Origin of the sequence: Vibrio sp. RM-69-4, from assembly GCF_024743775.1 — a bacterium.
In the GTDB taxonomy this organism is placed as follows: Bacteria; Pseudomonadota; Gammaproteobacteria; order Enterobacterales; family Vibrionaceae; genus Vibrio; species Vibrio anguillarum.
On sequence record NZ_JAMQXI010000070.1, the window covers coordinates 19,788 to 38,883 of the forward strand.

The following is a 19,096-nucleotide window of genomic DNA, read 5'->3' on the forward strand; positions in this document are numbered from 1 at the left end:
TGAAGCCTCTTCTTTGAAGAGGCTTTTTTGAACCGATAAGGATATCAAATGCAAGGATGGATCGTCGTTCCCGTTTCGCTCGCTTACTTAGGCGTGCTGTTTCTCGTCGCTTGGTATGGTGATAGGCAAAGCCAATGGCTGGCGAAATGGCGACCGTGGATCTACAGCTTATCGATCGCGGTCTATTGCACCTCTTGGACTTTTTACGGCACTGTGGGTCAAGCGGCTAGCAACCCTTGGTCATTTCTGCCTATCTACATTGCGCCTATTTTAGTGTTTACCCTTGGCTGGCGTATGTTGGCGCGGCTGATTTTGATTGCGAAGCGCGAACATATTACCTCCATCGCCGATTTTATTGCTGCTCGCTACGGAAAATCGCAAGGATTAGCGGTAACCGTAACTTTGATTGCCGTGGTGGGCATTTTACCTTACATCGCCTTGCAACTGCGCGGCATCACTATGGGGCTTGAGATTGTCGCCCCCAACCTCGCTACGCAATTTGGTTATCAGAATTATCACGTCTCGTGGTTTGTGGTCGCGGCTTTAGCGCTATTTACTATGCTGTTTGGTACACGGCATATTGATAACACCGAGCACCACCGCGGTATGATGATGGCGATTGCGTTTGAATCGATTGTTAAATTGGTCGCTTTTTTAACCGTGGGCGGTTTCATCATTTATCTGGCTTCAAGCCGTGAAACGGTTGATCTAAGTGCGATTGCCCAGCAGACGTATCAAGCGCCCAACTGGCCAACGCTGTTGATCCACACCGTATTAACCATGATGGCGATCATCTGCTTACCGCGTCAGTTTCATACCATGGTGGTAGAAAATGAACGCGCGCAAGATCTACACACGGCGCGCTGGTTATTTCCTCTTTACCTGACTTTGATGGGGTTATTTGTTCTACCTATTGCATGGGTTGGGCAAAGTTTGCTAAGCGGCAGCCCTGCCGATACTTATGTACTCAGCGTGCCTATGTCGGTGGGCGCCGAGCAGATAGCGTTACTGGCGTTTTTAGGTGGCACATCAGCGGCCAGCGGCATGGTGATTGTCTCGACCATCGCATTGGCTATCATGGTTTCTAATGATTTGGTGATGCCGCTTCTGCTGCGCCGCATGCGTTTAACTCAGCGCAACTACCGTCATTTATCAGGGTTGTTGCTCAACATCCGTCGCGGGTTGATTCTATTGCTACTGCTTGGCGCTTGGGGTTTTTATCAGGCGTTGGATGCGATTGGTTCTTTATCGGCGATCGGTTTTCTCTCATTTGCGGCGATTACCCAATTTGCCCCTTCATTGATTGGTGGCATGTACTGGCGTGAAGGCAACCGTAAAGGCGTTTATGTTGGATTGGCGGTCGGTTTTACTGTGTGGCTAGTAACCTTAATGAGCCAAACCGACATGCTGGCGGGCGATGCACAAACTAACGTTCTGTTATGGATGATCACCCCGCCGGATTGGTTGGTGCAGATGGGGCTGAAAAACTCAGATTGGGGCATGATGCTCAGTGTTGCACTCAACACATTCTGCTACGTTGTTGTCTCTATGGTGACTCGTCCGAGTTTGAGTGAGCGTTTACAATCGGCCTCTTTTGTCGGTACGCCGCTGCCTGAGAGTGAGAATCTCAGCTTGTATCAAAGCCGCGTGACAGTGGCTGAGCTTGAAATGTTGGCCGCTCGTTTTGTGGGGCGCACTCGTGTTCGCACTGCCTTTCGACAATATTGGAGCCAGCAGAGAGAGACGTTACTACCTAACCAACAAGCGCCATCTACCTTAATCCGTCATACAGAAAGAGTGCTGGCGGGGGTGTTTGGTGCTTCTTCAGCCAAATTGGTGCTCACTTCCGCGCTGCAAGGACGCAACATGCAGCTTGAGGAAGTGGCGACCATTGTTGATGAAGCATCCGAGCTGTACGACTTTAGTCGCGGCTTATTGCAAGGGGCCATTGAGCATATTGGTCAAGGAATTACCGTGGTCGATAAAAAGCTACGGCTGGTGGCGTGGAATCAACGCTATCTCGAACTGTTTGAGTTTCCCGCTGGGCTGATTCAAGTGGGGCGGCCGATTGCGGATGTGATACGGCACAACGCGCAACACGGATTATGCGGCCCTGGTGACCCAGAGGATCACGTGCGGCGGCGGGTGTATCACCTTGAGCAAGGAACCAGACACACCTCGGCGCGTATTCGTCCTGATGGACGAGTTATTGAAGTGCAAGGAAACCCGATGCCGGGCGGCGGATTTGTGATGAGCTTTAGCGACATCACCGTTTTTCGCGAAGCGGAGCAGGCATTAAAAGAGGCCAATGAAACCTTGGAAGAGCGCGTGCACCAACGCACCCTAGAGCTTGAAACCCTCAACAAACGCTTGGTGGCGGCAACTCAAAAATCAGACCAAGAATCGCAATCAAAATCGCGCTTTTTGGCCGCCGTCAGCCACGATTTAATGCAGCCGTTGAACGCTGCGCGCCTGTTCGCTTCCTCGCTCTCGGAAGTGGCTAAAGAGACGGAAGTGAAAACGTTGGCGGGTTATATAGAGAGTGCTCTGGGCGCGGCTGAAGATCTGATTGGTGATTTGCTGGATATTTCACGTTTAGAGTCCGGTAAGCTCGATGTGCATTCTCATAGCTTTGCTATTAATGATGTATTTTCGAATCTTAACGCTGAATTTAGCGCCTTAGCTAAGCAGCAAGGGATTGATTTTAAAGTGATCCCATCCTCGCTCTATGTGATGTCTGACCCTAAATTATTACGTCGCGTGGTACAAAACTTTCTCACTAACGCGTTTCGCTACAACCCTAAAGGTAAAGTGGTGCTGGGTGTACGCCGAGTGCGAGATCAGGTCAGGATTGATGTTTGGGATAATGGCATTGGTATCGAGCAAGATAAGCAGCAAGAAATCTTCGAAGAGTTTAACCGTGGTAGTCAAGTCCGTTCTGACCAAGGTTTGGGGCTCGGTTTAGCGATTTCAAAAGGCATTGCATATGTGCTGGGTCATGAAATTTCGATGCGCTCTTGGCATGGAAAAGGCAGCGTGTTTTCGCTCTCTTTGACGCGCGCTGAAGCTGTCAAACAGGCTCCGACACTGGCGATAGAACAAGGTATCCCATCTGATCTCAATCATCTGCGCGTACTGTGTGTGGACAACGAAGCTGATATTTTAGCTGGCATGAACGATCTGCTCGCAAGGTGGGGGTGTGATGTCAAAGTAGCAGCGGACTTACTGCAAAGCCTGAAAGCATTAGAAAACAATTGGTTGCCTGATGTTATTTTGTCGGATTACCGCTTAGATAATGGTCGCACTGGTTTAGAAGTGTTGCAGCAGTGTCGCTTGCGGCTTGGAGATAGCTTTGAAGGGGTCATCATCAGCGCTGATCGCACTGAAGAGATGATGGATGCGATTAAATCCAATGGCTTTAGCTTTATTCCCAAACCAATAAAACCACTCAAACTGCGCGCGTTGTTAAATCGAGTCAATTAAGCATGCAGCATAAAGCCGATGCGTGGGCATCGGCTTTATGGTTGTTATCACACTTCACTGCGGAGCGAACATCGAGCATGACGCTCGCAGGTGAAGATTAATGGTCGTGAGCTTGCCCCGCGCCTTTCGGGAAGCGGATTGACTCCACCATTTCTTGCACTTCGGTTGGAACTTCTGCGGTAAATTTATTCACCACAATCGATACCACGAAGTTCAAACACATACCTAACGTACCAATGCCTTCAGGGCTGATACCAAACAACCAGTTATCTGGCGTGCTGGCTGCCGGGTTAATGAATTTGAAGTAGATGATGTAGGTTGCAGTAAAGATAATCCCTGCGACCATGCCCGCGATCGCGCCTTCTTTATTCATCTTCTTGTAGAAGATGCCCAAAATAATGGCCGGGAAGAAGGAGGCGGCTGCCAAGCCGAAGGCAAACGCTACCACCTGAGCCACAAAACCCGGTGGGTTAATGCCTAGGTAACCAGCACCCACAATCGCAATGATGGCGGCTAAGCGTGCGGCTAACAGCTCTTGTTTATCGGTCATGTTTGGTTTGAAGCCTTTCTTCAATAAGTCGTGAGAAATTGACGTCGAGATAACCAATAAAAGACCTGCAGCTGTCGAAAGCGCAGCAGCTAAACCCCCAGCTGCGAGCAAGCCAACCACCCAGTTTGGCAGTTTTGCCAGTTCAGGAGACGCCAATACGATGATGTCACGGTTAATGTTCATCTCGTTGCGCTCATCGCCAGAGTAGAACATACGACCGTCGTTGTTCTTATCTTTCCAGCTTACAAGGCCAGTATTCTCCCAGTTCTTAAACCAAGTAGGCGCGTCTGTTGCGGGTACGCCTTGCATGTCTGGGCCATTAATGGTCTCAATCATGTTCACGCGAGCAAAAGCGGCAACACCTGGCGCTGTGGTGTATAGCAAAGAGATGAACAGCAATGCCCAACCTGCTGAGATACGCGCATCACGCACTTTAGGCACAGTGAAGAAGCGAATAATGACGTGAGGAAGACCAGCAGTACCCACCATCAAGGCTGCGCAGATAAAGAACACGTCAACCGTGCTCTTGTTGCCTTCGGTATAAGCGGTGAAGCCGAGCTCTTGAGTTAAGCCATCGAGTTTATCGAGTAGGTAAACATCGGTACCGGTAATGGTTGAGCCCATACCAATTTGTGGCAGAGGGTTACCTGTCATCATGATCGAGGTGAAAATGGCGGGAACAAGGAAGGCGAAAATGAGCACGCAGAACTGTGCAACTTGCGTATAAGTGATGCCTTTCATGCCACCGAGTACCGCATAGAAGAACACGATCCCCATACCGATGACGATACCAACGTTAATATCCACTTCGAGGAAACGAGAGAATACCACGCCGACGCCGCGCATTTGCCCCGCAACATAAGTAAACGAGATAAAGATGGCGCAAAATACCGCCACCATGCGCGCGGTTTTTGAGTAGTATCGCTCACCGATAAAATCTGGCACGGTGAACTGGCCAAATTTACGCAAGTAAGGTGCAAGGCAAAGTGCCAATAACACATAGCCGCCTGTCCAGCCCATCAAGTACACGGTACCATCATAGCCAATGAACGAGATGATACCCGCCATTGAGATAAATGAAGCGGCTGACATCCAGTCCGCTGCGGTTGCCATGCCGTTGGCAACAGGGTGAACACCACCGCCAGCAACATAGAATTCACTGGTCGATCCTGCACGGGCCCAAATGGCAATGCCGATATAGAGTGCAAACGTAATACCGACCAGAATAAACGTCCAAGTTTGAATATCCATTTCGTAAACCTCTTAGTCTTCCTGCACGTTGTATTTCTTGTCGAGCGCATTCATGCGCACAACGTAAATAAAGATCAAGGCGACAAAGGTATAGATGGACCCTTGTTGTGCGAACCAGAACCCTAGTTTGAACCCGCCTAAATGAATCGTATTCAGTGCGTCGACGAAAAGAACGCCTGCACCATATGATACCAAGAACCACACTGCCAGCAGTGAGCCCATAATTCCCAAGTTTTCCTTCCAGTAGGCTTGAGCATGTTCGGTTGATTGGAACGCCATGACCTTCTCCTTCGGTTTTCATATCGTAGTGTTAATTTAATGTTACGAAATTAAGATAGCAGTGAAAGGGTGGTGGGTCTGTGCAACTTTAGTCGGGAGGTTGTTTTTTCCAATTCATTGTAACTAAATGAAATGCCTCAATTTAGAAGGTCTTTCTTATGTTGAATAAATGTTAAATTAGCCAAAAGTATAAGATCATAAGCTCTTGATTGGAAAATCGCTCATGGCGAGTTAACGATTTTTTATGTGGTTGGTTATTCATGCCGCGATAAAAACGATCAATGTTTACATAAAGTTGTCTTAAAAACGGATTAAACTAAGGCACAATGGAACGCGAATTTATGTTGGTTATTCAATCAATAATAATTAAATCAATAAGGAAGGAATATGGATGCAATCGCTATCAATGGTTTTTTTCTCGTAGGTGCTTTGCTGATTGCATTAAGTGTGTTGTTAAGTCCAGTCTCTTCTAAGTTAGGAATTCCTATTCTGCTCGTTTTTTTATTGGTGGGTATGTTGGCTGGGGAGGATGGCCCCGGTGGCATCTTATTTGATAATTATCCGATTGCTTATTTAGTCAGTAACTTAGCGCTTGCCATCATCTTATTGGATGGCGGCATGCGTACCCGTGTTGCCAGTTTTCGGATTGCCTTTTGGCCGTCAGTTTCGTTAGCGACGTTTGGGGTGGCGATCACCACCATTCTCACCGGCTTGATGGCGGCGTGGCTGTTTAATTTGGAATTGCTGCAAGGTATTTTGGTGGGAGCGATTGTTGGTTCAACCGATGCGGCGGCGGTTTTTTCCCTGCTTAAAGGGAGAAGCTTGAATGAGCGCGTCGGTTCAACGTTAGAGATTGAATCGGGCACTAACGATCCAATGGCGGTGTTTTTAACCGTGACATTAATTGCGGTTCTGGGTAGCCAAGGCGATGATCTCAGCGCAGGATTCTTGCTGCTGAGTTTTATCCAGCAATTTGGCCTCGGGGCTTTATTTGGATTAGCCGGAGGTTGGCTGCTCTGGAAGCTGATTAATAGCAATCAACTTCCAGAAGGGCTCTACTCCATTTTGGCCATCAGTGGCGGTTTGATTATCTTTGCGCTGTCCAATTCACTCGGCGGCAGTGGTATTTTATCCATCTACTTGACGGGTTTATTGCTGGGCAATAAACCGACTCGTTGCCGCTATTCCATTTTGAACGTACTGGATGGGATGACGTGGCTTAGCCAAATTGGCATGTTCCTGGTGCTTGGATTATTGGTCACACCTTCAGAATTGCTGACCATTGCGGTGCCGGGCTTTGCGCTCGCCTTTGGTATGATTTTGTTTGCGCGCCCCATTTCTGTATGGATTGGTTTATTGCCATTCAAAGCATTTACTGCGCGTGAAAAGTGGTTTATCTCTTGGGTTGGACTGCGCGGCGCTGTACCCATTATTTTAGCGGTTTTCCCAATGATGGCCGGTTTACCGAATGCGCAGCTCTATTTCAACTTAGCCTTCTTCGTGGTGATGGTGTCGCTAGTGGTACAAGGGGGAACCTTGATGAAAGCGGCCGCTTTGGCTCGCGTTGAACTACCGCCCAAACCTGAGCCAATTTCACGTACCGGTGTTGAGATATACCCGTGCAGCGAATGGGAAATGTTGGTCTATAAACTCAAGCAAGATAAATGGTGTATTGGTGAGCCATTACGCAATCTCTCTATGCCTGAAGGAACACGTATTACCGCTGTGTTTCGTGACGAGCAACTGCTTCACCCATCGGGCAGCACCAAGTTGCAAGAGGGCGATGTCTTGTGCGTGTTAGCACAGGAGAAAGATCTCGAATCACTGAGCAACCTATTCAGTGAAGCGCCAGAAAAAGCCTCGTTAGAGCGCTTCTTTGGTGACTTCTTTTTGGATGTGGATGCAAAACTCGTTGACGTTGCTGCTTATTATGGTTTGACGATTGAGCACCTCAATCAAGAGATGACGCTCAACGATTTACTGATCCAAGAGCTCGGAGCCACACAAGTACTGGGTGACCATTTTGAATGGCAAGGTCTGTATCTGGTGGTGGCGGACGTGGCCGATTGGCAAGCAACCAAAGTTGGTTTGCGATTACCTTTAGAAGAGACGTTAGATGAAGCGAGCGAGTAGCCGACTACTCGCCCAACTCATTGAGTAAAATTACTGCTTGAGTGCGGTTTTTAACCCCAAGTTTACGGAAAATAGCCGTCATGTGCGCTTTGATGGTTGCCTCAGAAACATTAAGCTCATAGGCGATTTGTTTGTTGAGTAGCCCATCAGAGAGCATGCCTAATACTTTGTATTGTTGCGGGGTTAAGGCGGCAATTTTCTTGGTTAAATCATTGCATGCGGCGTGATTGGCAATTAGCCCTTCAGGGAAAAATGGGTCACCGGCTAGGACTTGATTGAGCGCCGAGATCAGCGCGCGCATGTCACTCGATTTAGGAATAAAACCAAAGGCACCGTGGCTTTTTACTTGAGCCACCACCGAAGGTTCTTCACTGGCTGAAATCACCACAATCGGTAAATCAGGGTATTCGGCTCGCAAGTGAATGAGCCCTGACATCCCATTTGCGCCTGGCATTTTGAGATCCAACAGCAGCAAATCCACATCGCTCTGTTTGGTTAATAAGGCTAACAGGGCGTCTAGCGAATCCGCTTCCAATAAATTGGCACCGCTTATCGCCATATGCACTGATTGAAATAGCGCATTGCGAAACAGAGGGTGGTCGTCAGCAATGATGATGGTGTAGGTCGAATCCATGACGTTTTACACTTTTAGCAATGTCGTTAAATCGATTATTGACCGCGATCTCTCGCTGAACAATCTTTATACGCTAAAAGTCTGAACTGTATCCACTTTTTGTCTGATACTTAGTAGTGACTGAGCCTGATCTGAGAGTGGTGCATGCCAAGCGGTTCGAGAAGAAGTGATGGCGTTCACGCGCCATTATTGCCGACTGTTGCAATGGCTTGCTCAAACAGGCGGCAATAATCGGTAAACCTTAAAGCTGGTGGGCGGAGAGGTGCGCTAAAAAGCGATCGGCTGGCATAAAACCGCTGATACGTGCGTTTGAAACGCGTTCACCTTGCGCATTCCAAAACTCAATCGTCGGTAACCCTAGCACGTTCATCGCCTTGAGCAGCTCAATATCTTGTGGCTGATTTTTGGTGACGTCCGCTTGCAATAGCACAAAGTTTTGCAGTTTCTGCGCGACCTCTTGCTGATGGAAAGTGTATTTTTCAAACTCTTTACACGCCACGCACCAGTCGGCGTAGAAATCGAGCATGACGGGTTTACCTGCTAATTTGGCTTGGCTCAACTGCAAGTTGAGCTCGGCAATATTATTCACCCGAATGAACTCGACATGGCTACGGCTTGCTAGGTTGGTTTGTTCTGGCTTAAACCACACATCCAACGCAGGTTGCGCTGAAGCAAACAGACCCAATACCGCAATAATGCCAACCATGCTCTGTTTCCAGCCACCAAACGGCAAGCTGTTTTTACAATGATAGAGCCAACCAAACGCGGCGATCCCAAGCGCGGACCAGAGCGCCGTTGACCACACTGGTGGTAATAAGCGTTCAAGTAAGAAGATCGGCGCAGCCAGTAAAATAAAGCCAAATAGTGTTTTGACTCTCTCCATCCAGCCACCGGCTTTAGGGAGTAGTTTGTTACCAAATACGGCGACCAAAATCAGAGGAATCCCCATGCCCATAGCTAAGGCATACAGTGCAATCGCCCCTGTGAATAGGTCGCCACTTTGCGCGACATACAGCAGCGCGCCAGAAAGAGGCGCGGTGGTGCACGGTGAGCAAACCAAACCGGAAATCGCGCCCATGGCAAACACGCCAAGACTGTTCCCGCCTTGCTGCTTATTACTCAGGCTGTTTAGCCACGTCTGCACTTTGCTTGGCAGTTGCAAGGTATAAACGCCAAACATCGACAGGGCGAGTAGCACAAATAGGGTACTGAGGCCAATCAGTACATAAGGGTGCTGCATCGCGGCTTGAAATTGTAACCCAGCCGAAGCGACGACTAGGCCAAGTACGGTATAAGTGAGCGCCATACCTTGCACGTAAATAAACGATAAAATCAACGCGCGCTGTTGTGAAAGTTGACCACGACCAAGCACGATACTGGTGAGGATCGGGTACATCGGGAGTACGCAAGGGGTAAAGGCGAGGCCAACGCCAAGTGCTAAAAAGAGCAGCGGTGTCCACCAAGAATCGGCGAGGCGGCTTGCTAGCCCGTCTTGTTCAGCCACGGGCGCTTTTGGCGAATCTGTTTCGCTTTTCGCCATATTGGCCGCCGTGTTGTTGTCAGAGCGAGTATCGCTTGCCACAGCTTGAAGGTCGATAATTCGCGTTTCTGGTGGATAGCAAAAGCCCGCTTTTGCACACCCTTGGTACTGGATAATTAATTTGGCGTTCGCTGCTGCACTGAGGAGCGGTACGTCGACAAACAGTGGCTCAGTATAAATCTTCACATCACCAAAAAATTCATCGTGATATGGCTGACCATCGAGCATCTCGATTTCACCAAGCTGTGCATTTTCGGCGCTGATACTGATCCGATCTTGGTAGAGGTAATAGCCCTGCTTGACCTGCCAATCTAAGAAGATCTGCTTACCTTGCTGCTCGGCATGAAAAGGAAACGCTTGGTCAACTGGGACAAATTGATTGTCGGCTGAGGCCAAACCGAGGTTGTTACCACTATTGAATGGATTGTCATTGCCGAAGACCGCCAACGCAGGTTGGGAAAGTGTCAGCAGAGCTAGCAGTACAAAGGAAAAGAGTAGGCGCATACAAAAATCGAGTCTTCATTAGGTGAGTGTCATCTTAACCCAATCAGACCGCTTTTCGGCGCAATAAGTTTCACTGTGATGGAAAAATCGTCGCTGATGAGGCAGTGAAGCGAGAAAAGCCAAGTGAGGTTGTGGACCTCACTTGGCTGGGCGATGGGGGTTAAGCGACACCTAGGCGAGTTTTCACCACCGCTTCACACGCTTCAATATTATTGATGTCTTTGGGAATAATAAGCACAGTGTCATTACCACCGACCGTTCCTAAAATCTCAGTGTGGGGATCAATATCAACCAATCGCGCGACCAATTGAGCACTTCCAGGATGAGTTTTCACCACCACAGTGGATTGATTGTGAGTGATAAACTCAATTTGTGAGGCGATAGATGACTCAACACGCACTGGTGCGGTTTCGACCGTAATGCAGTACACTTTTTTCCCGCACGCATTTTGCACTTTCACCACACCAAGTTGGGAAAGCAAGCGTGACACAGTGGATTGGCTAATGCCTTCGTAGCCGAGCTCTATTAGCCTGAGTCGTAGCTCATTTTGGTTAGCAAAACTTTGTTGTTGTAGGATTTTTTTACAAGCGGAAGCTAACGTTTTGTCATCGGTTTGCATTGCGCCGTGGGGGATTTTTCTGTTCACGGGCGGTTCCTTTTATACACGCTACTGCGTCTGGGGTATCGGTGATCCTTACCATGCCAGCACACTCCCAAAGCCATAGAGTGTGAGTTCACGTTATGTTTAACGCCAATGGCGCAACGGTTGAGCATTGCTCTTTTCCCCTCTATAAGTGGTGGGGGATTATTATTGATGCCTGTAGCTTAACATTAATCAATGTGTCGCTTTTTGCGGGGGATCACCAAATAATAAACTAGATTACCGATTGATTTTTGGCGTTTTATGTTGATTTGATGGAATAATATGCACGGAAATATTCAAGATTCGTAAGTTGTCCAGCGCCGAGTTAGGACGCTGGAGGCTGGCAGGGCTGTAAACGCGATGGATGCGCGCTTAGTGCTGTTTTAGCAACGTTCAGTCATTATTTCGCGCGAGAATACTTTCTCACAATAGTGGCATTTGAGATGCACATTCTCTTGTTTGAGTTGCACTTTAAAGCGGCTCTCGACAGGCTCGCCATGAGAGATGCAGTTGCTGTTTGGGCAACGAAATACGCTGTCAATTCGTTCTGGCAAAGTGAGGGTCAGTTTGTTGACCACTTTATACTCTTCAATTTGATTGACGGTGGCTTTCGGGGCATACAGTGCTAATTGGTTCGCTTGCTCTTTGGTGAGATAAAGGTTTTCTATTTTAATCAGATCTTTATTACCTAACGCAGAAGAGGGTAGGTTTAGGCCAATCGTCACACGTTGATTGGTTTCATTTAACTTAAACAAAGAGAGAATTTTGATCCCAAGGTTGGCAGGGATATGGTCAATCACGCTACCGTTACGAATCGCTTCAACTTGCAATTGGGTCTCTTTTACCATGATGTTATCTCCTACTTATAAGGTTGGGTTAAGAACAAGGGCTAATAAAGCTTCACGCGCATAAACGCCGTTTTCGGCTTGTTGGAAATAGTAGGCGTAAGGTGTTTTATCGACATCGGTGGTGATTTCATCGACCCGAGGCAGTGGGTGCAGCACTTTTAAATTGTGGCGCGCTTCTTTTAATGTTTCTGCGGTTAAGATGTAAGCCGATTTCATGTGCGCGTATTCGGATGCATCAAAGCGCTCTTTTTGTACGCGCGTCATGTACAGCACATCCAGTTCAGGCACGACCTCTTCAATGCTGGCGTGCAAACTAAACGCAATGCCAGCCTCTGAGAGCTCTTCGCAGATGTAATCCGGCATCGCCAGCACTTCTGGGGCGATAAAAAAGAAACGTACATTGTTGAATTTCGATAAGGCTTGGGTGAGCGAATGGACGGTGCGGCCATATTTTAAGTCGCCGACGAACGCGACGTTAAGGTTATCGAGCCTGCCTTGCGTTTCATAAATGGAAAACAGATCGAGCAAGGTTTGGGTTGGATGTTGGTTAGCTCCATCACCACCGTTGACTACGGGGACGCCGTTGGAAAACTCAGAGGCTAAACGTGCAGCGCCTTCTTGTGGGTGGCGCATAACAAATGCATCGACATAAGAGGAAATAACTTGCACCGAATCAGCTAAGGTTTCCCCTTTCTTAGCAAGTGACGTATTGCCGCCATTATCAAAACCAATCACTGTGCCGCCTAGGCGCTGCACTGCCGTTTCAAACGACAAACGGGTACGTGTAGAAGGTTCAAAGAAGCAGCTTGCTACTACTTTATTTTTGAGAAGTTCAGGGTTTGGTTCCGCTTTAAGCCTTGTTGCAGTTTCAACAATCAGCTCCAGTTCCGCGCGGCTCAGTTCTGGAATGGAAATGATGTGCTTGTTAAATAACGAATGCGCCATAACGTGTCTTCCCTCTGTATGGTTCGCTTTGGCTACTAGCCTTTGCGAAATTTTGCTTAAAAAAAAGCCCCCTAAAATAGGAGGCTTCAATAACGTTCAGAACAGAAAAACAAAACAGCTAACTCGACCGGCGCCGGGTGTAATGGATGGCGTTGATGGGGAGTGCTGCGGTTCATTTTCTGCTCCGTTTAGACAAATTGCGAAGGATTATACGGACAAAAAACACGCTGGCAATACTCTTTGGAAAATATCCAGAAAATGGATTTTTATGCGAAATTAGCTTGATTTCGATGTTATTTACTACGCGTTTACAGCTAAAGCATAAGCGCGATTTGTGAGTGTTATTGACTGAAAAAAATGCGAGCTTTATTCAAGCTCGCATCGATTTATTATCTACTATTAGTTACCTAAGGTGGCCACCATCACGGCTTTGATGGTGTGCATGCGGTTTTCAGCTTCATCGAACACGATGGAATGCTCAGATTCAATCACTTCATCGGTCACTTCAACGCCTTTGGCAAGCACTGGGTAGTTTTTCGCAAGCTCTTTGCCAACGGTGGTATCTTCGCCGTGGAAAGCAGGCAAGCAGTGCATGAATTTCACATGTGGGTTACCAGTAGCTTTTAGCATTGCCATGTTCACTTGGTAAGGCAGCATCAATTCAATGCGCTCTGCCCATGCTTCTTTCGCTTCGCCCATCGATACCCAAACATCGGTGTAAAGGAAATCACAACCTTGAACGCCTTCTTGAACATCATCTGTGAGCGTAATTTTCGCGCCTGTTTGCTTTGCAATAGTGCGACATTCCGCGACTAATTCTTCGGTTGGCCAGAACGCTTTTGGTGCAACAAGGCGAATGTCCATGCCCATTTTCGCAGCGCCCACCATCAAGGAGTTACCCATGTTGTTGCGTGCATCACCGAGGTAGGCAAATTTCATTTCATGGAGGCGTTTGCCACGGCCATGTTCGATCATGGTAAGGAAATCAGCCAGAATTTGTGTTGGGTGGAATTCGTCGGTTAAGCCGTTCCATACTGGTACGCCAGCGTAGGCACCAAGCTCTTCAACGATCTCTTGACCAAAGCCGCGATATTCGATGCCGTCATACATACGGCCTAAGACGCGCGCGGTATCTTTCATCGACTCTTTGTGGCCAATTTGTGAACCTGATGGGCCTAAGTAGGAGACTTGAGCACCTTGGTCAAACGCTGCTACTTCGAATGCACAGCGAGTGCGAGTTGAGGTTTTTTCAAAGATAAGTGCAATGTTTTTGCCTTTGAGACGAGGCTGCTCATAACCGTTGTATTTGGCTTTTTTCAGCTCAAGGGATAGATCCAATAGGTGCTGGATTTCGCGTGGAGTGAAATCAAGAAGTTTTAGAAAGTTACGATTGCGTAAGTTAAAAGCCATGATCTTTTCCTCATTTGCAACGCTTGCTTCTGATGAGAGGGTGGAAGAAAGCGTTACTATTTGTTTAAAGTTAAAAACAGATTCGGTTTGTAAAATAGATTTTAAAAACAATGTGTTAATCACGCGTAATGTTGGTACCTGCTGTGCCTTCTAAGATGCGTAGGCCATCTTCTAACGCGCCGATCCCAACGACTTTCCCGCCTTGTTGAATGAATTCGCACGAGGCTTCAATTTTTGGCCCCATAGAACCAGCATCAAATTGATAGTTGGCAAGCTCGCTTGGCGTTGTGCTGCGCAGCGCATGTTGGGTTGGTTTACCCCAATCAAGGTAAACGGCGTCAGCATCGGTCAAAATCAGCAGCGCGTCGGCGTTCAATTGTTTGGCAAGAAAGGCAGCAGACATGTCTTTGTCGATCACTGCTTCTACACCGACTAATTTGCCGTTTTCACGTTTGACTGGAATACCGCCACCACCGGTGCAAATCACTAAATGACCGGCACTGATAAGCTGGGAAATCGCATCATGTTCGACGATGCCTATCGGTTGAGGGCTCGGAACCACACGGCGGAAGTATTGGCCGTCGGGCTTGACTGTCCAGTGGTATTTCTCAGCCAATTCACGCGCTTCTGCTTCTTGATAAACTGGGCCAATCGGTTTAGTTGGGTTGGCAAATGCAGGGTCTTTCGGGTCGACCATCATTTGGGTCAACATGCACGAAATGTTGCGTTCAGGCAGCATGTTTTTGAACTCTTGCATCAACATGTAGCCAATCATCCCTTGAGTTTCACTGCCCAATACGTCGAGTGGGTACGGCGCTACTTTTTTGTATTCGAGACCTTGTAGTGCCAGCAGGCCAACTTGAGGGCCATTGCCATGCACCAGCACCACGTTATAGTGTTTGGCTATTTCGGAAATGGTTTTGACTGCAATTTCAATGTTGCGACGTTGAACATCTGCTTCTAATGGCTGACCACGACGAAGTAGCGCGTTTCCACCTAATGCAACAACAACAGTTTGTTTGCTCATAATTCTATCTCTTCTAAGGTGGGTTGAGGCGTGCAGAGGAAATTTGCCTCAACCCATTTGATTAGCCTAAGGGCTAGATACCGTCACGCTCAATTGGGCAGCTCATGCAGCGTGCACCGCCACGGCCACGGCCCAATTCGTCACCAGGAATAGACAGAACAGTGATGCCTGCTTTGTCGTATTTTTCATTGGTATAGGTGTTGCCTTCATAGCCAATCACGACCCCAGGTTTGACGGTTAGGACATTGTTTGCATCGTTCCACTGTTCACGTTCTGCGTTGAAGTTGTCACCGCCCGTTGTGATTAGGTTGAGCTTGTCAACGCCAAGTGCTTTTTCGATGGCGGTCACGAAGTAACCTTCTTCTTTGACGTTCACTGCACCAGACTCATCGCCTGTGAGGCTCCAGCATTTCACATCTTTGCGTACCACTTCTGGGTAAACAGAGAAGGTGTCTTCACGCATGTGTGTCATGACGGTATCTAAGTGCATGCAAGAGCGGTGTTTTGGTAGTTCCATCGCAATGATTTGCTTCGCTTGGCCATGTTTAAATAGGCCCGCAGCTAAGTGTTCAACACCTTGCGCTGTGGTGCGCTCAGACATACCAATCAGTACTGCACCTTTGCCAATCACAAGAACGTCGCCACCTTCAATGGTTGAATTATCGTAATTAATGCTCTCGTCATCACCGAAGTATTTAATGAAGTCTTGGCCCGCAAAGCTTGGATGCCAGCGGTAAATCGCACGCACATGGTTGGTTTCACGTTGACGTGCAGGTTTTGCCATCGGGTTGATTGACACGCCACCGTATACCCAGCAAGACGTATCGCGAGTAAATAGATGGTTTGGTAGTGGTTCAATGATGAAATCGGTTGGTGCATGCAAGCCTTGCATCATTGAAGAGGATTTCATTGGCATTTCAGCGTAAGACAAACCACCTGTCAGGATTTTTGCCAATTCAAGGTTTGGCAGATCGCTGAGGTAGCAGCGCACGTCATTCGCAAATGTTTTGCCAAGGCGGTAATCCGATACTTGTTGAGTAAGGAGCCACTCTTTTGCGACGGGAACCGCTAGCGTGTCGGCTAATAGATCGGTCAGCAGTAAAACTTCAACACCTTGGTCACGTAGCGTTTGTGTGAACGCATCATGCTCTTTCCCCGCACGTTCTACGGCCAATACATCATCAAACAAAAGGTCGTGACAGTTGGATGGTGTTAAGTGAGTGAGTGAGCGTCTTGGGCGGTGAACAAGAACTCGACGTAATTGACCAATTTCAGAACCAACATATAACTTACTCATAATAGTATCTCTCTTAATTTATATGCATTTATGCCGTTATATTTTTGACATTAAATTCAACTTGTTCTGGATAAATACATAATTATTTCTGTAGGGAATTCAGTATGAATTTATTTATTCACTTCTTTGTTCTGCAATTAATATTACCCTTGGTCTGTATATGTTCTTAGAGGTCCATCACAGAATGATTTATATTGAAATTCGGCGAAAATAATAGTTTTTTAACAATGTTTATGCAGTGTTTATATTGTGAGTGTTATATTTATTACTGCTTTTTTTATGGATGTTCATTCAATTTAAATCTCACGCAGCACTACTCCATATAGGATCGGTATTTTGGTTGGGAATTTTATGCACCAAAAACGCATCGATAATTCATCGAATGGGTTAAGAATATGCACTTGAAAAGGGTATATAGTTGAATATGAGTCGAAGAAATGGGCTGTGTTAACATAACTTTCTTAATAAAACTTGATCTCACGCAGGCTTTCTAATGTAGATGTTTTGTCTGAATTGGCGTAATAGAGGACGGAAAATGAGAGATGAAATAGCATGCGATCTGAATTTGGTGATAAAGGAATATAGGCCGCGTTTTATTTAGTCACCAAAAGTGGTTATTTATCCCAGCCGATTGCTATAAAAAAATAGCCATCAAAACTAATGGTTATCTAACGACGTTGAAACCCATCATTTCGTGATTTGGCTAACCGTATCATGTTTAGAACTGAGTAGCTGCACAGCCAATGAGCCTAAGTCGGCCCGCCAATAAAAAAGCCGCAATCATGCGGCTTTTAGAGGGTGTGACGCGGTTTTCACCTACGACATATCGTTCATCAGTTTGGCGCTATAGCATCGCACCTAGGCTGAGAGATAGCATAATGAATACGCACAATATGCCTAACAGTGGTGCGACCCATTTCACCCAGCGAACATAAGGTACACGAGCAATTGCTAAGCCGCCCATTACTACCGCAGAGGTTGGCGTGATGAGGTTGACTATCCCTGAAGCTGATTGGTAAGCCGTGACGACAAGGTCGCGACCAACGCCTGCAAAGTCAGCCAATGGCGCCATGATTGGCATGGTTAATACCGCAAGGCCAGAAGATGAAGGTACAAGGAAAGAGAGAAGAATTTCCAGTAAATACATTACGTTAATAAAAATTACGGATGAAAGGCCAGTAACCATTTGCTCGGCTGAGAACAAAATAGTGTCGGTGATCATCCCGCGGTCCATGATCACCACAATGCCGCGTGCGATACCAATGATCAGTGCTACGCCTAATAGGTCTCGTGCACCATCAATAAAGCTGGTGGTGAATTCCTCTTCACTCATACGAGCAATTAAACCGATAATGATGGTTGTACCCAAGAACATCGCTGAGATCTCAGCCATCCACCATCCAGCAACAGATACACCATAAATCATCACGCCAAAAGCGGCCGCGAAAATGGTCAAAATAACTTTGCGGGTGGCGGTGAATTCGAGTTTCTCTCCACTTTGGTTGCCAAGGAAGTGAGCTTTGTTCTCTTCGTACTTATCGTACACAATCGATTTACTTTGATCCGCTTGCACCATTTTCGCGTAGCGCATCACGTACAGTACACAGATAACCCAACCGACAGCTAACATTGCTAAGCGCAACATGATGCCATCAGTAAAGGGAATGCCCGCTGCGTTGGCCGCAATTACGGTGGCAAATGGGTTGATAGTGGAGCCCAGCGTACCGATACCCGCGCCAAGCAGTACGGTAGCGGCGGCAACCAGTGGGTCAAAACGAGCGGCCATCATCACTGGTACGAGTAAGGTGTAGAAAGGTAAGGATTCTTCCGCCATACCGTAAATCGTACCGCCTGCGGCAAACAGCGCCATCAGGATGGGTATCATCAACTCTTCACGCCCTTCAAGCCGCGCTGTTACGCGTTCAATGCCCGCATCAATCGCACCTGTTTTGGTCACTAGGCCCAAAAAGCCACCAATGACCAAAATGAACAGAGACACGTCAATCGCGGCAGCTTCGTAGCTGTTGTGGTCATAAAAGCCGTCAATCGGTGCCATCAACACATCGATCACCCCTTGTGGGTTACCTTCTGCGTGTTGATAAGTTCCCGCAATAGGCACTTCTTTGCCCAGTTCTTCATTCATGGTGCGCTGATACTGACCGGCAGGCACAATCCAGGTTAAAAGGGCCACAAGAGCAATTAGAATGAAAAGGATGGTGTAAGCGGAAGGAAACTTAAAGTTAGCAAAGAAGCCACCTTTAGGTTCCGTGGATACAGTTTGGGTTGTCATAGCGATCTCCTTACACTCAGAGAACAACGAGATTCTGAGTGTGTTCAGCGGCTAATGTTCTTCAGTCTTCCATCCCATTAAAATATTATTTACTAGGGGTGAAAGAATAAAAAGTTATTGGAACTTCAATTAAATACGTTAAATGAAAAGTTTTAATTATTATTAAGTGAACATAAATGCTCACTTGCTCAGATATCTGTATAAATTCTAAGGTGAGTTTTAAAGCGTAACTTTGTCTTGCTTCACAAAACAATAGTACCGA

Annotated in this window: 13 protein-coding genes; 2 read left to right on the forward strand and 11 right to left on the reverse strand. The window is 47.2% G+C overall.

The window, feature by feature from the left end; translation table 11 throughout:
• The first annotated feature begins 48 nt into the window (after positions 1–48).
• On the forward strand, positions 49–3,483 hold the full coding sequence (locus tag NB504_RS10545; protein WP_258428859.1) for a PAS-domain containing protein: 3,435 nt from the start codon (positions 49–51) through the stop codon (positions 3,481–3,483).
• 97 nt (positions 3,484–3,580) lie between these two features.
• Here the strand turns inward: NB504_RS10545 and NB504_RS10550 are convergent, their stop codons facing one another.
• Together NB504_RS10550 and NB504_RS10555 are read right to left on the reverse strand one after the other, a co-directional pair.
• The gene (locus NB504_RS10550; RefSeq protein WP_013855817.1) at positions 3,581–5,284 is read right to left on the reverse strand and encodes a sodium:solute symporter family protein; all 1,704 of its coding nucleotides are present in this window, start codon (positions 5,282–5,284) and stop codon (positions 3,581–3,583) included.
• A gap of 12 nt (positions 5,285–5,296) precedes the next feature.
• Positions 5,297–5,563: a DUF4212 domain-containing protein gene (locus NB504_RS10555; RefSeq protein WP_013855818.1), complete on the reverse strand. Its 267-nt coding sequence runs from the start codon at positions 5,561–5,563 to the stop codon at positions 5,297–5,299.
• Positions 5,564–5,950: 387 nt separating this feature from the next.
• On the opposite strand from NB504_RS10555, the gene NB504_RS10560 reads away from it, so the two are divergent.
• Entirely contained in the window at positions 5,951–7,696 is a 1,746-nt protein-coding gene (locus NB504_RS10560; RefSeq protein WP_013855819.1) for a potassium/proton antiporter, read from the forward strand.
• Between the two features lie 4 nt (positions 7,697–7,700).
• On the opposite strand, the gene NB504_RS10565 is transcribed toward NB504_RS10560, so the two are convergent.
• The 9 genes from NB504_RS10565 to NB504_RS10605 form a co-directional block, all read right to left on the reverse strand.
• Positions 7,701–8,330, reverse strand: coding sequence for a response regulator transcription factor (locus NB504_RS10565; protein WP_013855820.1), 630 nt, complete (start codon positions 8,328–8,330; stop codon positions 7,701–7,703).
• Positions 8,331–8,571: 241 nt separating this feature from the next.
• On the reverse strand, positions 8,572–10,374 hold the full coding sequence (locus NB504_RS10570) for a protein-disulfide reductase DsbD (RefSeq protein ID WP_258428860.1): 1,803 nt from the start codon (positions 10,372–10,374) through the stop codon (positions 8,572–8,574).
• A gap of 160 nt (positions 10,375–10,534) precedes the next feature.
• A complete protein-coding gene (locus tag NB504_RS10575) occupies positions 10,535–10,993 on the reverse strand; it encodes an arginine repressor (protein ID WP_088718009.1) in 459 nt (152 codons plus the stop codon).
• A 407-nt stretch (positions 10,994–11,400) separates the two neighbouring features.
• Positions 11,401–11,865, reverse strand: coding sequence for an aspartate carbamoyltransferase regulatory subunit (gene pyrI / locus NB504_RS10580; protein WP_017042201.1), 465 nt, complete (start codon positions 11,863–11,865; stop codon positions 11,401–11,403).
• A gap of 15 nt (positions 11,866–11,880) precedes the next feature.
• Positions 11,881–12,810: an aspartate carbamoyltransferase gene (gene pyrB / locus NB504_RS10585; RefSeq protein ID WP_017042200.1), complete on the reverse strand. Its 930-nt coding sequence runs from the start codon at positions 12,808–12,810 to the stop codon at positions 11,881–11,883.
• Between the two features lie 399 nt (positions 12,811–13,209).
• Positions 13,210–14,220, reverse strand: coding sequence for an ornithine carbamoyltransferase (locus NB504_RS10590; RefSeq protein ID WP_013855826.1), 1,011 nt, complete (start codon positions 14,218–14,220; stop codon positions 13,210–13,212).
• Between the two features lie 115 nt (positions 14,221–14,335).
• Positions 14,336–15,247 carry a carbamate kinase gene (arcC, locus tag NB504_RS10595; RefSeq protein ID WP_013855827.1) on the reverse strand — a complete coding sequence of 304 codons (912 nt, stop codon included), beginning with the start codon at positions 15,245–15,247 and terminating at the stop codon, positions 14,336–14,338.
• A gap of 73 nt (positions 15,248–15,320) precedes the next feature.
• Positions 15,321–16,544, reverse strand: a complete 1,224-nt coding sequence (gene arcA, locus NB504_RS10600) for an arginine deiminase (RefSeq protein ID WP_017046788.1) — start codon at positions 16,542–16,544, stop codon at positions 15,321–15,323.
• Positions 16,545–17,388: 844 nt separating this feature from the next.
• Positions 17,389–18,834: a YfcC family protein gene (locus tag NB504_RS10605; RefSeq protein ID WP_258428862.1), complete on the reverse strand. Its 1,446-nt coding sequence runs from the start codon at positions 18,832–18,834 to the stop codon at positions 17,389–17,391.
• Between the last annotated feature and the right edge of the window lie 262 nt (positions 18,835–19,096).

What these genes read in the sequence shown, in the direction of transcription:
- NB504_RS10590 (WP_013855826.1), bottom strand. Translation starts at nt 14,220, where the DNA reads ATGGCTTTTAACTTACGCAATCGTAACTTTCTAAAACTTCTTGATTTC.
- pyrI (WP_017042201.1), bottom strand. Translation starts at nt 11,865, where the DNA reads ATGGTAAAAGAGACCCAATTGCAAGTTGAAGCGATTCGTAACGGTAGC.
- arcA (WP_017046788.1), bottom strand. Translation starts at nt 16,544, where the DNA reads ATGAGTAAGTTATATGTTGGTTCTGAAATTGGTCAATTACGTCGAGTT.
- NB504_RS10550 (WP_013855817.1), bottom strand. Translation starts at nt 5,284, where the DNA reads ATGGATATTCAAACTTGGACGTTTATTCTGGTCGGTATTACGTTTGCA.
- NB504_RS10560 (WP_013855819.1), top strand. Translation starts at nt 5,951, where the DNA reads ATGGATGCAATCGCTATCAATGGTTTTTTTCTCGTAGGTGCTTTGCTG.
- NB504_RS10570 (WP_258428860.1), bottom strand. Translation starts at nt 10,374, where the DNA reads ATGCGCCTACTCTTTTCCTTTGTACTGCTAGCTCTGCTGACACTTTCC.
- NB504_RS10565 (WP_013855820.1), bottom strand. Translation starts at nt 8,330, where the DNA reads ATGGATTCGACCTACACCATCATCATTGCTGACGACCACCCTCTGTTT.
- NB504_RS10575 (WP_088718009.1), bottom strand. Translation starts at nt 10,993, where the DNA reads ATGCAAACCGATGACAAAACGTTAGCTTCCGCTTGTAAAAAAATCCTA.
- pyrB (WP_017042200.1), bottom strand. Translation starts at nt 12,810, where the DNA reads ATGGCGCATTCGTTATTTAACAAGCACATCATTTCCATTCCAGAACTG.
- arcC (WP_013855827.1), bottom strand. Translation starts at nt 15,247, where the DNA reads ATGAGCAAACAAACTGTTGTTGTTGCATTAGGTGGAAACGCGCTACTT.
- NB504_RS10545 (WP_258428859.1), top strand. Translation starts at nt 49, where the DNA reads ATGCAAGGATGGATCGTCGTTCCCGTTTCGCTCGCTTACTTAGGCGTG.
- NB504_RS10605 (WP_258428862.1), bottom strand. Translation starts at nt 18,834, where the DNA reads ATGACAACCCAAACTGTATCCACGGAACCTAAAGGTGGCTTCTTTGCT.
- NB504_RS10555 (WP_013855818.1), bottom strand. Translation starts at nt 5,563, where the DNA reads ATGGCGTTCCAATCAACCGAACATGCTCAAGCCTACTGGAAGGAAAAC.